This window comes from Actinomadura sp. NPDC048032, assembly GCF_040653175.1.
GTDB lineage: Bacteria > Actinomycetota > Actinomycetes > Streptosporangiales > Streptosporangiaceae > Spirillospora > Spirillospora verrucosospora.
This window is the reverse complement of the sequence record NZ_JBEZJP010000167.1, coordinates 1-15,376: the sequence shown is the minus strand read 5'-3', so window position 1 is coordinate 15,376 and position 15,376 is coordinate 1. Positions and strand designations below refer to the sequence as shown.

Genomic DNA, 15,376 nt, shown 5'->3' with positions numbered 1-15,376 from the left:
GGAAGGCGGGCTGAGCGATGAGCGAAGACGTAGGCGCGGCCGGGCGGGTACTGGCGGCGCTTGTACTCGGCGATGTCGACGAGGCGGATGGCGCGCTCGACCAGGGCCGGGTCGTGGCCGGCGTCGACGAGGGCGTCGCGTCCCATGTCGCGCTCGACGTAGTCGGTCAGGATGGGGTCCAGGAGGGCGTACTCGGGGAGGCTGTCGCGGTCGCGCTGGTCGGGGCGCAGCTCGGCGGACGGCTCCTTGACGATGATGGCCTCGGGGATGGGCTCCTGCGTGAAGGGGTGCAGGAGCGGCGAGTCCTTGCCCGCCTGGGCGTTGCGCCAGCGGGCGAGGTCCCAGACGGTGAGCTTGAAGACGTCCTTGATGGGGCCGAAGCCTCCCGCGGAGTCGCCGTAGAGGGTGGAGTACCCGGTCGCCAGCTCGCTCTTGTTGCCGCCGGTGAGGACGAGGTGGCCGTCCTCGTTGGACAGGGCCATCCACACGTTGGCGCGGATGCGGGCCTGGAGGTTCTCGGCGGCGAGGCCGTGCAGGTCGAGCTGCTCCTCGAACGCCTCGACCATGCCGGCGATGGGGACGATGCGCGAGTTGATCCCCTGCCGCTTGACGAGCTCCTCGGCGTCCACGACGGAGCCCTCCGAGGAGTAGCGGCTCGGCAGCAGGACGGCGTGCACGTTCTCCGGGCCGATGGCGTCGGAGGCGATGGTGGCGACGAGCGCCGAGTCGATGCCGCCGGACAGGCCGAGCACGACGGAGCGGAAGCCGTTCTTGCGGACGTAGTCGCGGGTGCCGAGGACGAGCGCCGCGTACACCTCGGCGAGGTCCTCCAGGGGCGGCGCGACCGTGCCCGGCTCGGCGGGGTAGGCGGGCAGCGGGTCGGCGGACAGGACGTGCCGGTCGATGGTGATCGTGGTGCCGTCCTGGGCGTCGACGCGGACGGGGCCCTCGTCGGCGGCGGGGCCGGCGGCCGGGAGGTCGAGGTCGGTGACGAGGAGGTGCTCGACGAACTGGGGGGCGCGCGACAGCGGCGAGCCGTCCGGGCCGACGATGAGCGAGTCGCCGTCGAAGACGAGCTCGTCCTGGCCGCCGACCAGGTTGACGTAGGCGAGCGCGCAGCCGGCCTCGCGGGCGCGGCCGGCGCACAGGTCGAGGCGGACGTCGTCCTTGTCGCGCTCGTAGGGGGAGGCGTTGATCACCAGCAGCAGCCCGGCGCCCGAGGCGCCGGTGGCGCTGACCGGGCCGCCGTCCTGCCAGAGGTCCTCGCAGATGGCGGTGGCGATGTCCACGCCGTGCAGCCGGACGACCGGCAGCCGGTCGCCGCGCGCGAAGATCCGGTACTCGTCGAACACGCCGTAGTTGGGCAGGTGGTGCTTGGCGGAGCGGACGAGCACCTCGCCGCCGTGCAGCCACGCGGCCGCGTTCAGCGGCAGGCCGCCGGCCCGGCCGGAGCGGGCCGCGCCGGCCGGCGGGCAGTCGAGGTAGCCGGTGACGACGGGGAGGTCGCCGAGGCCCTCGTCGGCGAGCCGGCGGGCGAGGCGCAGGAGGGCGTCGCGGGACGCCGCCACGAAGGACGCGCGCAGCGCGAGGTCCTCCACGGGGTAGCCGGTCAGCATCATCTCCGGGAATGCGACGAGGTGCGCGCCCGCCTCGGCGGCGCGGCGCGTCCACGTCACGATCTGGTCGGCGTTGCCGTCGAGGTCGCCGACGGTCGAGTTCACCTGTGCGAGCGCGAGCCTGAGTTGTGCCACGGTCCAAGGGTAGAGCGTCCCGCCCAGTTTCGTCACTTTGACGAGAAGTCGGCGGCGAGCGCGGCGGCGCGCCGCCGCCGGATCGCGGGGGCCAGCGCGAGCTGCGCCGCGGCGGCGCCCAGGGCGAGCCCCGCGCAGGTCAGCCACAGCGCGGGCGCCCCTCCGGCGCCGAGCAGCTGGGTGCCGCCGAGGGGCGCCAGCAGGAAGCCGCCCGACCACGCCATCCCGTACAGGCCGCCGTACCGGCCCCGCAGGTCGGCGGGGGCGAGGTCGGCGACCACGGCCTGCAGGACGGACGCGGCGATGATCTCCCCGAGCGTCCACACCAGGATCGTCGCGGTGTAGGCGGCCACGGACGAGGCGAGCGAGGTGAGCCCGTAGCCGGCCCCGACCAGCGCGAAGCCCGCCGCCAGCACCAGGCTGTGGTCGCGCCGCGCCAGCCACGCGTTCACCAGCGGCTGGACGATGATGATCAGCGTGCCGTTCGCCGCGATCGCCAGGCCGTAGGACTGCGGGCCGAGCCCGTCCTCCTTCATGGCGAGCGGCATCGTCGTCATGCCCTGCATGAGCACGAACGTGTAGAAGAGGGTGACCAGCACGTAGCCGACCATGACCCGGTCGCGCAGCACGCGGCCGAACCCGCCCGCCCGCCCGGCGCGGGCCTCGCGGGTCCGCGTCTCCGGGATCGCCCGCCACACGAGCAGGCCGAACGCCGCGCAGGTGAGGGCGTCGATCCAGAACAGCCACAGGAAGCCCTGCTGCGCGAGCGTCCCGCCGAGCACCATGGCGAAGGCCCAGCCGAGGTTGATCGCCCAGAACAGCAGCCCGAACGCGCGCGGGCGCTCGGCCGGGGAGATGATGTCGGCCACCATCGCCTGGGCGGCGGGCCGGTACATGTCCAGGAGCAGGCCGAGCACCAGCGCGGCGGCGAGGATCGCGGCGAGGCCCTGGGCGTAGCCGAGCGCGAGCATGGCCGCGCCGGTGCCGACGGTCGCGAGCGTCAGCGTCGCGCGGCGGCCGATGCGGTCGGCGAGCATGCCGCCCGCGAGCTGCCCGGCGAGCGAGCCCGCGCCGAGCACGGCCATCGTCACGCCGGCCTGGGCCAGCGACAGGCCGCGCATGGTCGTCAGGTAGAGGCCGAGGAACGGCTCGACCATGGTCCCGAGGCGGTTGAGCAGGGTTCCCGCCCACAGCACCCAGAAGGGCCGGGGGAAGCCGCCCACCCGGGGGCGGAGGAAAGCCGCGAACCTGCCGGGAGCGGGACCGATGGGAGGTTCTTCCAGAAGCGTCACGTGACGATGGTGGAGGCGGCCCGCGCTCCGAGATAATCATTTAGCCTGGGCTAAATGATCGAGTTCGTGCTCGCGCCGGACGACGTGGCGCGGGTCCGGTTCGCGTTCTCGCCGCTGTGGGAGATGGTGCGCAGCCTGCGGGTGCTCGCCGACCCGTCCGGCCACGCGCTCCACCTGCCGTGGGTGCGCACCGTCCGGCCCCGCCTGCGCGGTCTCGGCTTCGAGCCGCTGCTGGACGTCGTCCTGCCCGCCGGGTACATCCCGGACTTCCTCACCCCGCCGCCGCGCACGCCGCTGCCCGACCTCGGCGCGGAGATCGCGACCGTCCGCGCCACGCCGCCCGAGGTCGTCGCCGCCGAGCTCAGCTGGGCCGCGCCCGGCGCCCCGCTCCGGCCCACCCGCCGCGCCATGGCCGCCGACCCCGAGCGCGCCCGGGACGACCTCGCCGACCTGCTCGAACGGTACTGGGAGGTGGCCGTGGAGCCGTTCTGGCCGCGCATCCGCGATCTGCTGGAGGGGGAGGTCCTGCGGCGCAGCGGCGCCCTCGCCGCCGAGGGCGCCGAGGGCGTGTTCGGCGACCTGCACGAGGCGGTCTCCTGGCGTGCAGGGACGCTCTCCGTGGACCGCCACTGGCACTTCCGCGGCGAGCTCGCCGGGCGCGGCATCCTGCTCGTCCCGAGCGCGTACGTGTGGCCGAACGTGTCGGTGATGGTGCCGCCCTACCAGCCGATGGTCAGCTACCCGCCGCGCGGCGCGGCGACACTGTGGGAGACCGGGCCGCCGGACGAGCCGCGCGCCGGCGCCCTGGCCGCGCTGATCGGACGCCGCCGCGCCGAGCTGCTCACGGCCCTCGCCACGCCCGCGTCCACCACCGACCTCGCCAGGCGGACGGGCGTGACCGCGGGGGCCGTCAGCCAGCACCTGGGCGTCCTGCGCGCCTGCGGCCTCGTCACCGGGCACCGCATGGGCCGCCGCGTCCTGTACGTCCGCACCCCGGCCGGGGACGCCCTCGCCGGGGCTCAGCGCAGCGACGCGAGCGCGTCCAGGCGCGGCGGGGCGGGGGAGGCCTCCGGTCCGTAGCGGCCGGACTCGGCGAGCCAGTCCATGTGCGCGCGCGGCGTGTCCAGCAGGACCTTGACGACCTGCGCGGCGGCGGCGCGCTGCGCGACCGTCAGGTCCAGCCGGTCGAGCATCTCCGGCAGCCTGCGCGCCGCCGTCCACGCCTCCTCCAGCCGGTCGGCGATCCGCTCGGCGACCAGGTGGGCCGCCCGCGCCTCGTCCATCCCGTGCGCCCTGGCGAGGACGGCGGGCAGATCGTGCACGTCGCCGCGCGCGGCCTCCAGGTCGTGCGAGGCGAGGTCGTTGGCCCACGCGACCGCGTCGGCGACGCCGTCGGCGAGGGTCTTCCAGCGGGGCGTGCGCAGCAGCCGCGCCGGCAGCTCGACGCCGAGGACGGCCTCCACCAGGTCGAACAGGAACGGGCCGCAGGCCCGCCGGCGCAGCGCCGGGTACTCCTGCTCGGTCGGGACGTGGCTGATCCGCCGGTTGACGGCCTCCTCGGCGCAGCCGTCGCGGTGCGCCTCCAGGTGCAGCATGAACCGCCGGCGCCAGTCGCGGCTCATGTCCTTGGACGTGGCGTGCCACAGCTCCACCAGCGCCGCCTCCAGCGGCCGGGCGCCGGGCCGGGCGTGGCCGCGCCGCATCGCGCGCAGCAGGTCGTCGTACAGCCCGTGCACGGCGCTGCCGCTGTCGGCGAGCGGCGGGTGGTCGAGCGTGTCGTCCAGCGCGAGGGTCCAGGTCAGCCAGCGGGCGAACAGGTCCACGGCGGCCAGGTCGGCGGACGGCAGGACGCGGGCGGCGAGCCGCTCGCAGCGCGCCCGGCCGAGCGGGGAGGTGTCCGGATCTCCGAGCACCAGCCCGCGGCCGCGTGCCCAGGCCTCCACCTGCGCGCACAGCTGCCACGACTCCGGGTGCATGGCCGACGGGGTGGCCAGCGCGGTCACCCGGTCGGTCATCGAGAGAAGAAGTGAGATGTCCACGACGCGATCCACGCTAACGATCACCTTGCCGGACGACCATGATCGCCACGTCAATTTCCGGGAAACGGATATCCGGGGACGGTCATGGGCGAGTCAGCCGCCCGCCCCCTGCCCCCGGCCGGGGGGACGTGCGATAGTGCGGTGATCGGAAGCGAGCACGATCAGGAGGAAACGTGTCGAGACGGACGACGCTCCGGGCCTTCGGCGCGGGGCTCGCGGCCCTGGCGCTGACGGCGTCGGCGTGCGGCGGCGACAAGGGCGCGACGGTGCAGGGCGTGAAGCTCATCGAGAAGGGCGCGCTCACCTCGTGCACGCACCTGCCCTACCCGCCCTTCCAGTCGGAGGACAAGAAGTCGGGCAAGGTCGTGGGCTTCGACGTCGAGCTCATCGACCTCGTCGCCAAGCGGCTCGGCGTCACCCAGAAGATCGTCGACACCCCGTTCGAGACGATGAAGACGGGTTCGGCGCTGAACGCCGGCAAGTGCGACATCCAGATGGGCGGCATGACGATCAAGCCCGACCGGGTGAAGTTCATGGACGTCTCCAGCCCCTACTTCGACGCCACGCAGTCGCTGATGGCGAAGAAGGGCAGCGGGATCACCGCGCTCGACGACGTCAAGGCCAGGAAGCTCAAGCTCGGCTCGCAGGCGAGCACGACCGGTGAGGACTTCGTCAAGGGCAAGGGCTTCGACCCGCGCTCGTTCGACAACTCCAACGCCGAGCTGAACGGCCTGCGCACCGGCCAGGTCGACGTGATCGTGCAGGACGACCCGGTCGTCAAGGGCTGGCTGAAGGACCCGGCGAACGCCGGCTTCGAGATCGCCGCGAACCTGAACACCGGCGAGCAGTACGGGTTCTGGATGCGCAAGGGCCACAACCCCGAGCTGGTGAAGATCACCAACGACGTGATCGCGAAGGCGCGGGCGGACGGCTCCTACAAGCGGATCTACGAGAAGTGGATCGGTCCGATGCCGCCCAGCGCCGGCGGCGGCTCGTGACCGCCGAACCGGCGGGTGCGGCGGCGCCGGGCGGGCTGACCCGCCGGCGCCGCCGGCAGCTCTCCCTCGGCGGCCAGTACGGGATCTTCGTGGTCGTCGTGGTGCTGCTGCTGGCGCTCGCCGACTGGGGGACCCTGCGGCTCAACTTCGCCAACTGGGAGGTCGCCAAGAGCCTGTTCCCCGACATCATCACGGTCGGGCTGCGCAACACCGCCCTCTACACCGCGGTCGGGTTCGGGATCGGTCTCGGCGGCGGGCTGGTCGTCGCGCTGATGCGGCTGTCGTCGGTGCCCCCGTACCGGTGGTTCGCCACCGCCTACATCGAGATCTTCCGCGGCCTGCCGCTCCTGCTGATCTTCATCTTCGTGGGCGTCGGCGTGCCGCTGGCCTTCCCGGGCACCAACATCCCCGGCGGCGCCGCCGGGCAGGCGGGACTGGCCCTCGGCCTCGCCGCGACCGCCTACATGGCCGAGACGATCCGGGCCGGGATCGAGGCCGTCCCGAAGGGGCAGCTGGAGGCGGCGCGGTCGCTCGGCATGTCGCACACCCGCGCGATGCGCTCGATCGTCATCCCGCAGGCGTTCCGGATCATCATCCCGCCGCTCACCAACGAGCTGGTGCTGCTCTGCAAGGACTCCTCGCTGGTGCTGTTCCTCGGCATCACGCTCGAACAGCGGGAGCTCACGAAGTTCGGCCGCGACCTCGCGGGCGAGCAGGGCAACACCACCCCGATCATCGTGGCGGGGATCTGCTATCTGCTCATCACGATCCCGCTGAGCCTGCTGGCCCGGCGGCTGGAGGCGCGGCAGCGCAGGGGGCGGCGATGACGAGCCTTGCCAAGGACACCGGGGCCCCGGCGGCCATCGAGATCAGCGGCCTCCACAAGTCGTTCGGGGCGAACGAGGTGCTGCGCGGCATCGACTTCCACGTCGGGGCCGGCGAGGTCGTCTGCGTGATCGGCCCGTCCGGGTCCGGCAAGTCGACGCTGCTGCGCTGCGTCAACCTGCTGGAGGAGCCCTCCTCCGGGACGGTCCGGGTCGCGGGCGCCGACGTCACCGACCCCGAGGTCGACATCGACGCCGTCCGCCGCCGGATCGGCATGGTCTTCCAGGCGTTCAACCTCTTCCCGCACCTGACCGCGCTCGGCAACGTCATGCTCGCCCAGCGGAAGGTGCTGCGGCGGGGCAGGGCGGAGGCCGAGCGGATCGCCCGGGAGAACCTGGATCGGGTCGGGCTGGCCGACAAGGTCGACGCCTACCCGGCGCAGCTGTCGGGCGGACAGCAGCAGCGCGTGGCCATCGCCCGCGCGCTCGCGATGGGCCCGGAGGTGATGCTGTTCGACGAGCCGACGTCCGCGCTGGACCCCGAGCTGGTCGGGGACGTCCTCGGCGTCATGCGCGGCCTCGCGGAGGCGGGGATGACGATGCTCGTCGTCACCCACGAGATGAGCTTCGCCCGGGAGGCGGCCGACCGGGTGGTGTTCATGGACGGCGGCGTGGTCGTGGAGGAGGGCCCGCCCGACCAGGTGATCGGGGCGCCCGCGCACGAGCGGACCCGGACCTTCCTTTCGCGCGTCCTCGACCCGGCCGCCGCGCGGATCGAGGACGGTCCGCCGTCGGATATGTTCCGATCACCGGCCCCGGACGCGTAACGTCGCGGTAACAGCGTCCGGGCATACTGCAGATACAGCCGGACCGGCTCAGCGCGGCCGGCATGCCGGGCCCGCGTCGCCGACGAACGCAGTCTCGCCGACAGGGCAGTACCGAGGGAGAGGGCATTGGACCGTCAGCAGGAGTTCGTGCTCCGCACGCTTGAGGAGCGCGACATCCGCTTCATCCGGCTGTGGTTCACCGACGTGCTCGGGTTCCTGAAGTCGGTGGCCGTCGCCCCCGCCGAACTGGAGGGCGCCTTCGGCGAGGGCATCGGCTTCGACGGCTCGGCGATCGAGGGCTTCGCCCGGGTGTACGAGGCCGACATGATCGCCAAACCGGACCCGTCCACCTTCCAGGTGCTGCCCTGGCGGTCGGAGTCCCCGGGCGTCGGCCGCATGTTCTGCGACATCCTCATGCCGGACGGGGCGCCGAGCTTCGCCGACCCCCGCTACGTCCTCAAGCGCTCCCTGGCGCGGGCCGCCGACCTCGGGTTCACCTTCTACACCCACCCCGAGATCGAGTTCTTCCTCTTCAACGACAAGCCGGAGGACGGCCGCGAGCCCGAGCCGGCCGACGCGGGCGGCTACTTCGACCACACCCCGCACAGCGCCGCGCACGACTTCCGGCGCAACGCCATCACCATGCTGGAGGCGATGGGGATCTCGGTGGAGTACAGCCACCACGAGGGCGCCCCCGGCCAGCAGGAGATCGACCTCCGGTACGCCGACGCGCTCACCACCGCCGACAACATCATGACGTTCCGGTTGGTCATGAAGGAGGTCGCGCTGGAGCAGGGCGTGCACGCCTCCTTCATGCCGAAGCCGTTCACCGAGCACCCCGGCTCGGGCATGCACACCCACATGTCGCTGTTCGAGGGCGACCGCAACGCCTTCTACGAGCCGGGCGCGGAGTACAAGCTGTCCAAGGCGGGGCGGGCGTTCATCGCCGGGCTGCTGCGGCACTCCGCGGAGATCACCGCGGTGTGCAACCAGTGGGTCAACTCCTACAAGCGGCTGTGGGGCAACGTCGGCTCCGCGGCGGGCCTGGGCGGAGAGGCCCCGTCCTACATCTGCTGGGGGCACAACAACCGGTCCGCGCTGGTCCGCGTCCCCATGTACAAGCCGCACAAGGGCCACTCGACCCGCATCGAGTTCCGGTCGCTGGACACCGCCGCCAACCCCTACCTGGCGTTCGCGGCGATCCTCGGCGCAGGGCTCAAGGGGATCGAGGAGGGCTACGAGCTGCCGCCGGGCGCCGAGGACGACGTCTGGGCCCTCACCGTGGCCGAGCGGCGCGCCCTCGGCATCGAGCCGCTGCCGCAGAACCTGGACGAGGCCATCCGCGCGATGGAGCGCAGCGAGCTGATGGCCGACGTCCTCGGCGAGCACGTCTTCGACTTCTTCCTGCGCAACAAGCGCCAGGAGTGGGAGGACTACCGCCGCCAGGTGACCGAATTCGAGCGGAAGCGGCTCCTGGCCGTCCTCTGAGGCCCGCTCCGGATTACGGTTGGTCCTGTGACCGAGTCCTGGACTTCCGACCGCCGTCCCTCGCTCGCCGGACGCCTGGCGCGGCTCGGGTTCACCCACGCGGCGCGGGCGGAGCGGCTGCTCGCGGAGGCCGAGCGGGACGGCGCGGGGCCCGGCGACGCCCTGCTCGACGCCCTCGGCGGCACCGCCGACCCCGACCTCGCCCTGGACGGTCTGCTGCGCCTGCTGCCCGCCGCCGGCGGCGAGCTGCGCGCGGTGCTGGCCGCCGAGCCGGGGACGCGGGAGCGGCTGACCGCGGTGCTCGGGGTGAGCGCGGCGCTCGGCGACCACCTGGCGCGGCACCCCGACCACTGGCGCGTGCTGCGCGACGGCGTCGCGGGCCCGCTCGGAAGCCCCCGCGCCGACCTGCTGGCCGCCGTGGGCGCCGATCCGGCGGCGCCGGAGCCGGTGGCCCTCGGCGAGGACGCGCTCGTCGCGCTCCGCGTCGCCTACCGCCGCCGCCTCCTGGCGCTGGCGGGACGCGACCTGATCGGCGCGGCGGACGTCGCGGAGGTCGCCGCCGAACTGGCCGACCTCGCCGCCGCCGCGCTGGAGGCCGGCCTCGCCGTCGCCCGCGCCGAGGTCCCCGGGCACGAGGCGTGCCGGCTCGCCGTGATCGGCATGGGCAAGTGCGGGGGCCGCGAGCTCAACTACGTCAGCGACGTCGACGTGGTCTTCGTGGCGGAAGCGCGGGACGGGCAGGACGAGGACGCCGCGCTGCGCACCGCCACCCGGCTGGCGTCGGCGATGATGCGGGCCTGCTCGGCCACGACCGAGGAGGGTGCGCTGTGGGAGGTGGACGCTGCGCTGCGCCCCGAGGGCCGGTCCGGGCCGCTGGTGCGGACGCTCGCCAGCCACCGCGCCTACTACGAGCGTTGGGCCAAGACGTGGGAGTTCCAGGCGCTGCTGAAGGCCCGTCCCGTCGCGGGCGACGCCGACCTCGGCGCCCGCTACCTCGACACGATCACCCCGATCGTGTGGAAGGCGGGCGAGGGCGAGGGCTTCGTCGAGGACGTCCAGGACATGCGGCGCCGCGTCGAGGCCGACCTGAACCAGCGCACCGCCGACTCCGAGCGGCAGCTCAAGCTCGGGCCGGGCGGGCTGCGCGACGTCGAGTTCGCGGTCCAGCTGCTCCAGCTCGTCCACGGCCGCGCCGACGAGACGCTCCGCAGCCCGACGACGCTGGACGCCCTGGCCGACCTGTCCCGGGGCGGCTACGTCGCGCGCGACGACGCGGCGGCGCTGGCGTCGGCGTACCGGTTCCTGCGGCGCGTGGAGCACCTCGTCCAGCTGCACCGGCTGCGCCGCACCCACCTCGTCCCGGACGACGAGGCCGGCCTGCGCCGCCTCGGCCGCGCCCTCGGCCTGCGCACCGACCCGGTGGGGGAGTTCACCGCGCTGTGGCGGCGGCACGCCCGGGAGGTCCGCCGCATCCACGAGAAGCTGTTCTACCGGCCGCTGCTGCGGGCCGTCGCGCGGCTGCCCGGGGAGGAGGCCCGGCTCACCCCGGAGGCGGCCCGGGTCCGGCTGGAGGCGCTCGGGTACGCCGACCCTGCGGGCGCGCTGCGGCACATCGAGGCGCTGACGGCGGGCGTGTCGCGGCGGGCCGCGATCCAGCGGACGCTGCTGCCGGTCATGCTCGGCTGGTTCGCCGACGCGCCCGACCCCGACGCGGGCCTGCTCGGGTTCCGGCAGGTCAGCGACGCCCTCGGGACCACGCCCTGGTACCTGCGGCTGCTGCGCGACGAGGTGACCGTCGCCGAGCGGATGGCGTGGGTGCTCGGCTCCAGCCGCTACGCCACCGACCTGCTGCTGCGCGCCCCCGAGGCGGTGGCCCTGCTGGGCAGCGACACGGGCCTGGCCCCGCGCCCGCAGGAGGCGCTGCGCACGGAGGCGCTCGCCGCCGTCCGCCGCCACAGGGAGGGGGGCGGCGACCGCCCCGCCGAGGAGGCGGCCGGCGTGGTGCGGGCGCTGCGGCGCCGCGAGCTGTTCCGCGTGGCCGTCGCCGACCTGCTCGGCCTCGTGGACGTCCGGGAGGTGGGGGAGGCCCTCACCGGCATCTCCGCCGTCACCGTCGAGGCCGCGCTCCAGGTCGCCGTCAACAAGATCGAGATGGAGTCGCGCGGGCCGCTGCCGACCCGGGTGGCGGTCGTCGCGATGGGCCGGTTCGGCGGGCACGAGCTCGGCTACGGCAGCGACGCCGACGTGATGTTCGTCCACGACCCGCTGCCCGGCGCGGACGAGCGTGCCGCCGGGCGGGCCGCGCACGCCGTCGCCGAGGAGCTGCGCCGCCTCCTCGCCCTGCCCGCCCCCGACCCGCCGCTGGTGATCGACCCGAACCTGCGCCCCGAGGGGCGGCAGGGGCCGCTCGTGCGCACGCTCGCGTCCTACGCCGCCTACTACGCGCGCTGGTCGGAGCCCTGGGAGGCGCAGGCGCTGCTGCGCGCCGACCCGATGATCGGCGATCCGGGGCTGTGCGAGCGGTTCCGCGCGCTGATCGATCCCGTCCGCTGGCCGGAGGACGGCATCGGCGAGGACGCCGTCCGGCAGATCCGGCGGCTGAAGGCGCGGATGGAGTCCGAGCGGCTCCCACGCGGCGTCGAGCGGCGCCTGCACACCAAGCTCGGGCCGGGCGGGCTGGCGGACGTGGAGTGGGTCGCGCAGCTGCTCCAGCTCCGGTACGCCCACGAGGTCCCGGCGCTGCGCACCACCCGGACGCTGGACGCGCTGGACGCCGCGGTCAAGGCCCGCCTCCTGGACGCCGAGGACGCCGAGATCCTGGCCGAGGCGTGGTGCATGGCCACCCGGGTCCGGGGGGCGCTCATGCTGGTGCGGGGCCGCGCGTCCGACCTGCTGCCGACCGAGCACCACCGCGAGCGCAGCTCCGTCGCCCGCGTCCTCGGCTACCCCGGGACGGGCGACCTCCTGGAGGACTACCGCAGGCACGCCCGCCGCGCCCGCACCGTCGTGGACCGGGTGTTCTACGGAGCCGAGTGAACCCCGGAGCCTTCCGTCCGCCGGCCGGACCGCTGGTGGAACCGGTGCATCACGCGGGCCCGGGCGAGGAGGAGGGGCGCGGGGCAGCGCGTGTAGAGGATCCACGAGACCCACAGCGCGCCGCCGATGAGCGCCATGCCCGCCACCGCGTCCAGCACGTAGTGGTTGGCGGTGGACAGGATCACGATCACGGTGGTCGCGGGGTAGAGCACGCCGAGCAGCTTGGCCCAGTTCTGCGACGCCAGCCTGACCAGCACCAGCCCGCACCACAGCGACCATCCGGCGTGCATGGACGGCATGGCCGCGTACTGGTTGGTCAGGCTCCCGGACGCGTCGCTGGCGTACAGGCCGAGCGAGTGCAGCGCGGTCACCGGGTCGACGAAGCCCTCGCTGTGCAGGAACCTCGGCGGCGCCAGCGGGTACAGCCAGAAGCCGATCAGCGCCACACCCGTGGCGACCATGATGGACGTGCGGAGCCACCGGTAGTGCTGCGGCCGGTAGCGGTACAGCCACACGACGATGGCGAGCGTCACGATGAAGTGCATCGTGGCGTAGAAGACGTTCGCGGTCCGCGCCAGCCACGGCACGGTCAGCAGCGTCTGGTTGAGGTGCAGCTCGACGTCCAGCCCCAGGAAGCGTTCGGCGCGCAGGATCTCGTCGGCGTGCGCGAACGCCGGCCCGGTGCCGTCCTGAACCAGGACGATCCGCGTCAGCGTATAGCCGGTGTAGAACAGGACGACCAGCAGCAGTTCGCGCCATACGGGGGGCGCGGTGACCCGGCGCCGGATTCCGGTGGCGCCGGCCTCGCTTCTGCGGGCCGCTGGGGGGGCGGATTGAGCCATGCTACCTATCTTTGCCGTCGGGTTCCTGAATGAGATCACCGCGACGAATGGTCTTCATCTCAGACCTGAGTAGTACGACCCTGATGCGGTATCCGGACTTTCGGGGGAGGGCCTCGGGGACAGCGGGGGTATCCCCGCGCCGCCGGCCCCCCTGGCGGAGCCCGATGGGTTGATCAGGAGTCAGCATAGAGGGCCATGGGTAGGTCCCGATCGCTTCAGGCGATGCGATCGGAGGGACGAATGGCCAGGTACCGGGGGATCACTGGCGTGGTGCCGGCGGGCGCCGCGACTCTGGCCGCCTTAACGCTCCTCTCCCTCTCGGGAGGGACGGGCGTCGCGCGCTCGTCACCCGGTGGAGCCCGTGCGGCGTCCGCCACCGCGCCCGCGGCGGGCGACGCCCCGGGCGCGGCGACCCCCGCCCCGGCGGGAGCCGTCCCCCGGCTGTCGTGGGGACGCTGCACCGGCCTGCCGTCCCCGCCGCCCAAGAGCAAGCCGCCCCGCGGGCTCCGGTGCGCGGCGCTCCCGGTGCCGCTCGACCATGCCCGGCCGTCCGGCGAGAAGATCGAACTCGCGCTGATCAAGGTGCCGGCGACCGACACGCGCCGGCGCATCGGCTCGCTGGTGTTCAACTTCGGCGGCCCCGGCGGGGAGGGCGTCGACACGCTCGCGCAGGCCGCGGACCAGTACGCCGACCTGCGCGCCCGCTACGACCTGATCGGCCTCGACCCGCGCGGCGTCGGCCGAAGCAGCCCGGTGACCTGCGTGGACGACCGCCGCATGGACGCTCTCGCCGCCCTGGACGACAGCCCCGACACCGCCGCCGAGGAGCGGGCGTACGCGGCCGGCCGCGCCGACTACGTACGCAGGTGCGAGGCGCGGTCGGGGCGGCTGCTGCCGCACGTCGGCACCGCCGACGCCGCCCGCGACCTCGACCTGGTCCGCGCCGCCGTCGGCGACGAGCGGCTGCACTACTTCGGCATCTCCTACGGCACCTGGCTCGGCGGCAACTACGCGCACCAGTTCCCCGCCAGGGTGGGGCGGGCCGTCCTCGACGGGGCCGTCGACACCAGGCTCGGCAGCGCGGACCTGGCCCTCCAGCAGGCGGCCGCGTTCCAGCGCGCCCTCGGCGGCTTCGGCGCCGCCTGCGCGCGGCTCGGAAAGAAGGCATGCCCCCTCGGGACCGACGGCCCGTCCGTCGTGGCGTCCGTCGGCCGGTTCCTGGCGGGGCTCGACCGGCGCCCGCTCCGCACGCAGTCCGGGCGCGGGCTCACCCAGAGCCTCGGCACGACCGGCGTCGCCGCCGCGCTCTACTCCCGGGACGCCTGGCCGTACCTGGCGCAGGGCCTGGTCGACGCGGTGAAGCGCCGCGACGGGTCGCTGCTGCTGATGCTCGCCGACGCCCAGAACGGGCGGCGGGGGGACGGCACCTACAGCAACCTCTCCGCCGCCAACACCGCCATCACCTGCGCCGACGGCGCCGACCGGCCCACCGCGAGCGACGTGCGGCGGCTGCTGCCGCGGTTCCGCGAGGCCTCGCCGATCTTCGGGGCGTCGCTGGCGTGGGGCCTGCTGCAGTGCACGGGCTGGCCGGTGCAGGGCGACCCCGCCGCCCGCGAGGTGTCCGCCCCGTCCGCCGAGCCGATCCTCGTCGTCGGCAACACCGGAGACCCCGCCACCCCGTACGCGTGGGCGTCCGCGCTGACGGAGGCGCTCGGCGGCCGGGCCACCCTCCTCACGCTCAGGGGAGAGGGGCACGGCTCCTACGACACAGGCGACCCCTGCGTCCGCGAGGCCGTGCACGCCTACCTCCTGGACGGCACGGTCCCCGCCGCGGGCGCCACCTGCGGTTAGCGGAAGGCGGGCCCGCCCACCCGCGCCGATCTCGTCAACATCTGCCCCTTGAACCGGCCGCCGGTTCGGACTGGTCTAGACCGCGACGCCTATCGAGGGAGGCCGGATGAACGGCGGCCGGACCATCACGTCCGTCATCACGATCGCGGCGCTCGGGCTCGCGCTCGCCCCGCCCGCCCGGGCCCGCGCGCAGGCGCCGCCGGGGCGCGGCTGCGACCCCGGCGCGATCCTCGCCCGGATGACCGACGCCGAGAAGATCGGCCAGCTGGTCATGGCGGTCACCGAGGACGGCCCGGACGGCATGCCGTCCGAGCGGACCCGCCGCGCCGTCCAGGACCTGAAGATCGGCTCGGTCATCACCTCCGAGCCGCGCACGCCGGGCCGGACCACCCGCACCAGGCGCAGAAGCCGGTCCCGTTCGAGATCAC

At 74.1% G+C, this 15,376-nt stretch carries 12 protein-coding genes; 8 read left to right on the top strand and 4 right to left on the bottom strand.

What is annotated here, in order from left to right; genetic code table 11:
• Both AB0C69_RS21910 and AB0C69_RS21905 read right to left on the bottom strand, forming a co-directional pair.
• The coding region (locus tag AB0C69_RS21910; RefSeq protein WP_360356264.1) for an NAD+ synthase at positions 1-1,751 on the bottom strand (1,751 nt) is incomplete at its 3' end.
• Between the two features lie 32 nt (positions 1,752-1,783).
• Positions 1,784-3,043: an MFS transporter gene (locus AB0C69_RS21905; protein ID WP_360356261.1), complete on the bottom strand. Its 1,260-nt coding sequence runs from the start codon at positions 3,041-3,043 to the stop codon at positions 1,784-1,786.
• A gap of 54 nt (positions 3,044-3,097) precedes the next feature.
• Here AB0C69_RS21905 and AB0C69_RS21900 point away from each other — a divergent pair, with 54 nt between their 5' ends.
• Positions 3,098-4,123, top strand: a complete 1,026-nt coding sequence (locus tag AB0C69_RS21900) for a DUF5937 family protein (protein WP_360356258.1) — start codon at positions 3,098-3,100, stop codon at positions 4,121-4,123.
• Here AB0C69_RS21900 and AB0C69_RS21895 read toward each other — a convergent pair.
• On the bottom strand, positions 4,063-5,094 hold the full coding sequence (locus AB0C69_RS21895) for a terpene synthase family protein (RefSeq protein ID WP_345174680.1): 1,032 nt from the start codon (positions 5,092-5,094) through the stop codon (positions 4,063-4,065). The two genes, AB0C69_RS21900 and AB0C69_RS21895, sit on opposite strands and share 61 nt — an antisense overlap.
• A 161-nt stretch (positions 5,095-5,255) precedes the next feature.
• Between AB0C69_RS21895 and AB0C69_RS21890 the strand changes: the two genes are divergently transcribed.
• From AB0C69_RS21890 to AB0C69_RS21870, 5 genes are all read left to right on the top strand, one after another.
• The gene (locus AB0C69_RS21890) at positions 5,256-6,080 is read left to right on the top strand and encodes a transporter substrate-binding domain-containing protein (RefSeq protein WP_345174683.1); all 825 of its coding nucleotides are present in this window, start codon (positions 5,256-5,258) and stop codon (positions 6,078-6,080) included.
• Positions 6,038-6,907: an ABC transporter permease subunit gene (locus AB0C69_RS21885; protein ID WP_353832815.1), complete on the top strand. Its 870-nt coding sequence runs from the start codon at positions 6,038-6,040 to the stop codon at positions 6,905-6,907. Before AB0C69_RS21890 ends, AB0C69_RS21885 begins: the two co-directional genes overlap by 43 nt.
• Positions 6,904-7,731 carry an amino acid ABC transporter ATP-binding protein gene (locus tag AB0C69_RS21880; RefSeq protein ID WP_360356254.1) on the top strand — a complete coding sequence of 276 codons (828 nt, stop codon included), beginning with the start codon at positions 6,904-6,906 and terminating at the stop codon, positions 7,729-7,731. Before AB0C69_RS21885 ends, AB0C69_RS21880 begins: the two co-directional genes overlap by 4 nt.
• Before the next feature lie 126 nt (positions 7,732-7,857).
• The gene (gene glnA / locus AB0C69_RS21875) at positions 7,858-9,219 is read left to right on the top strand and encodes a type I glutamate--ammonia ligase (protein WP_345174689.1); all 1,362 of its coding nucleotides are present in this window, start codon (positions 7,858-7,860) and stop codon (positions 9,217-9,219) included.
• Positions 9,220-9,246: 27 nt separating this feature from the next.
• A complete protein-coding gene (locus AB0C69_RS21870) occupies positions 9,247-12,255 on the top strand; it encodes a bifunctional [glutamine synthetase] adenylyltransferase/[glutamine synthetase]-adenylyl-L-tyrosine phosphorylase (RefSeq protein ID WP_360356252.1) in 3,009 nt (1,002 codons plus the stop codon).
• On the opposite strand, the gene AB0C69_RS21865 is transcribed toward AB0C69_RS21870, so the two are convergent.
• Complete coding sequence (locus tag AB0C69_RS21865) at positions 12,240-13,097, bottom strand: phosphatase PAP2 family protein (protein WP_345174693.1); 858 nt, start codon at positions 13,095-13,097, stop codon at positions 12,240-12,242. The two genes, AB0C69_RS21870 and AB0C69_RS21865, sit on opposite strands and share 16 nt — an antisense overlap.
• A 525-nt stretch (positions 13,098-13,622) precedes the next feature.
• On the opposite strand from AB0C69_RS21865, the gene AB0C69_RS21860 reads away from it, so the two are divergent.
• Both AB0C69_RS21860 and AB0C69_RS21855 read left to right on the top strand, forming a co-directional pair.
• Entirely contained in the window at positions 13,623-14,948 is a 1,326-nt protein-coding gene (locus AB0C69_RS21860; RefSeq protein ID WP_360356249.1) for an alpha/beta hydrolase, read from the top strand.
• A gap of 106 nt (positions 14,949-15,054) precedes the next feature.
• Positions 15,055-15,376: hypothetical protein (locus tag AB0C69_RS21855; RefSeq protein ID WP_360356246.1), on the top strand; the 322-nt coding region annotated here is incomplete at its 3' end.

What these genes read in the sequence shown, in the direction of transcription:
- AB0C69_RS21900 (WP_360356258.1), top strand. Translation starts at nt 3,098, where the DNA reads ATGATCGAGTTCGTGCTCGCGCCGGACGACGTGGCGCGGGTCCGGTTC.
- AB0C69_RS21865 (WP_345174693.1), bottom strand. Translation starts at nt 13,097, where the DNA reads ATGGCTCAATCCGCCCCCCCAGCGGCCCGCAGAAGCGAGGCCGGCGCC.
- AB0C69_RS21880 (WP_360356254.1), top strand. Translation starts at nt 6,904, where the DNA reads ATGACGAGCCTTGCCAAGGACACCGGGGCCCCGGCGGCCATCGAGATC.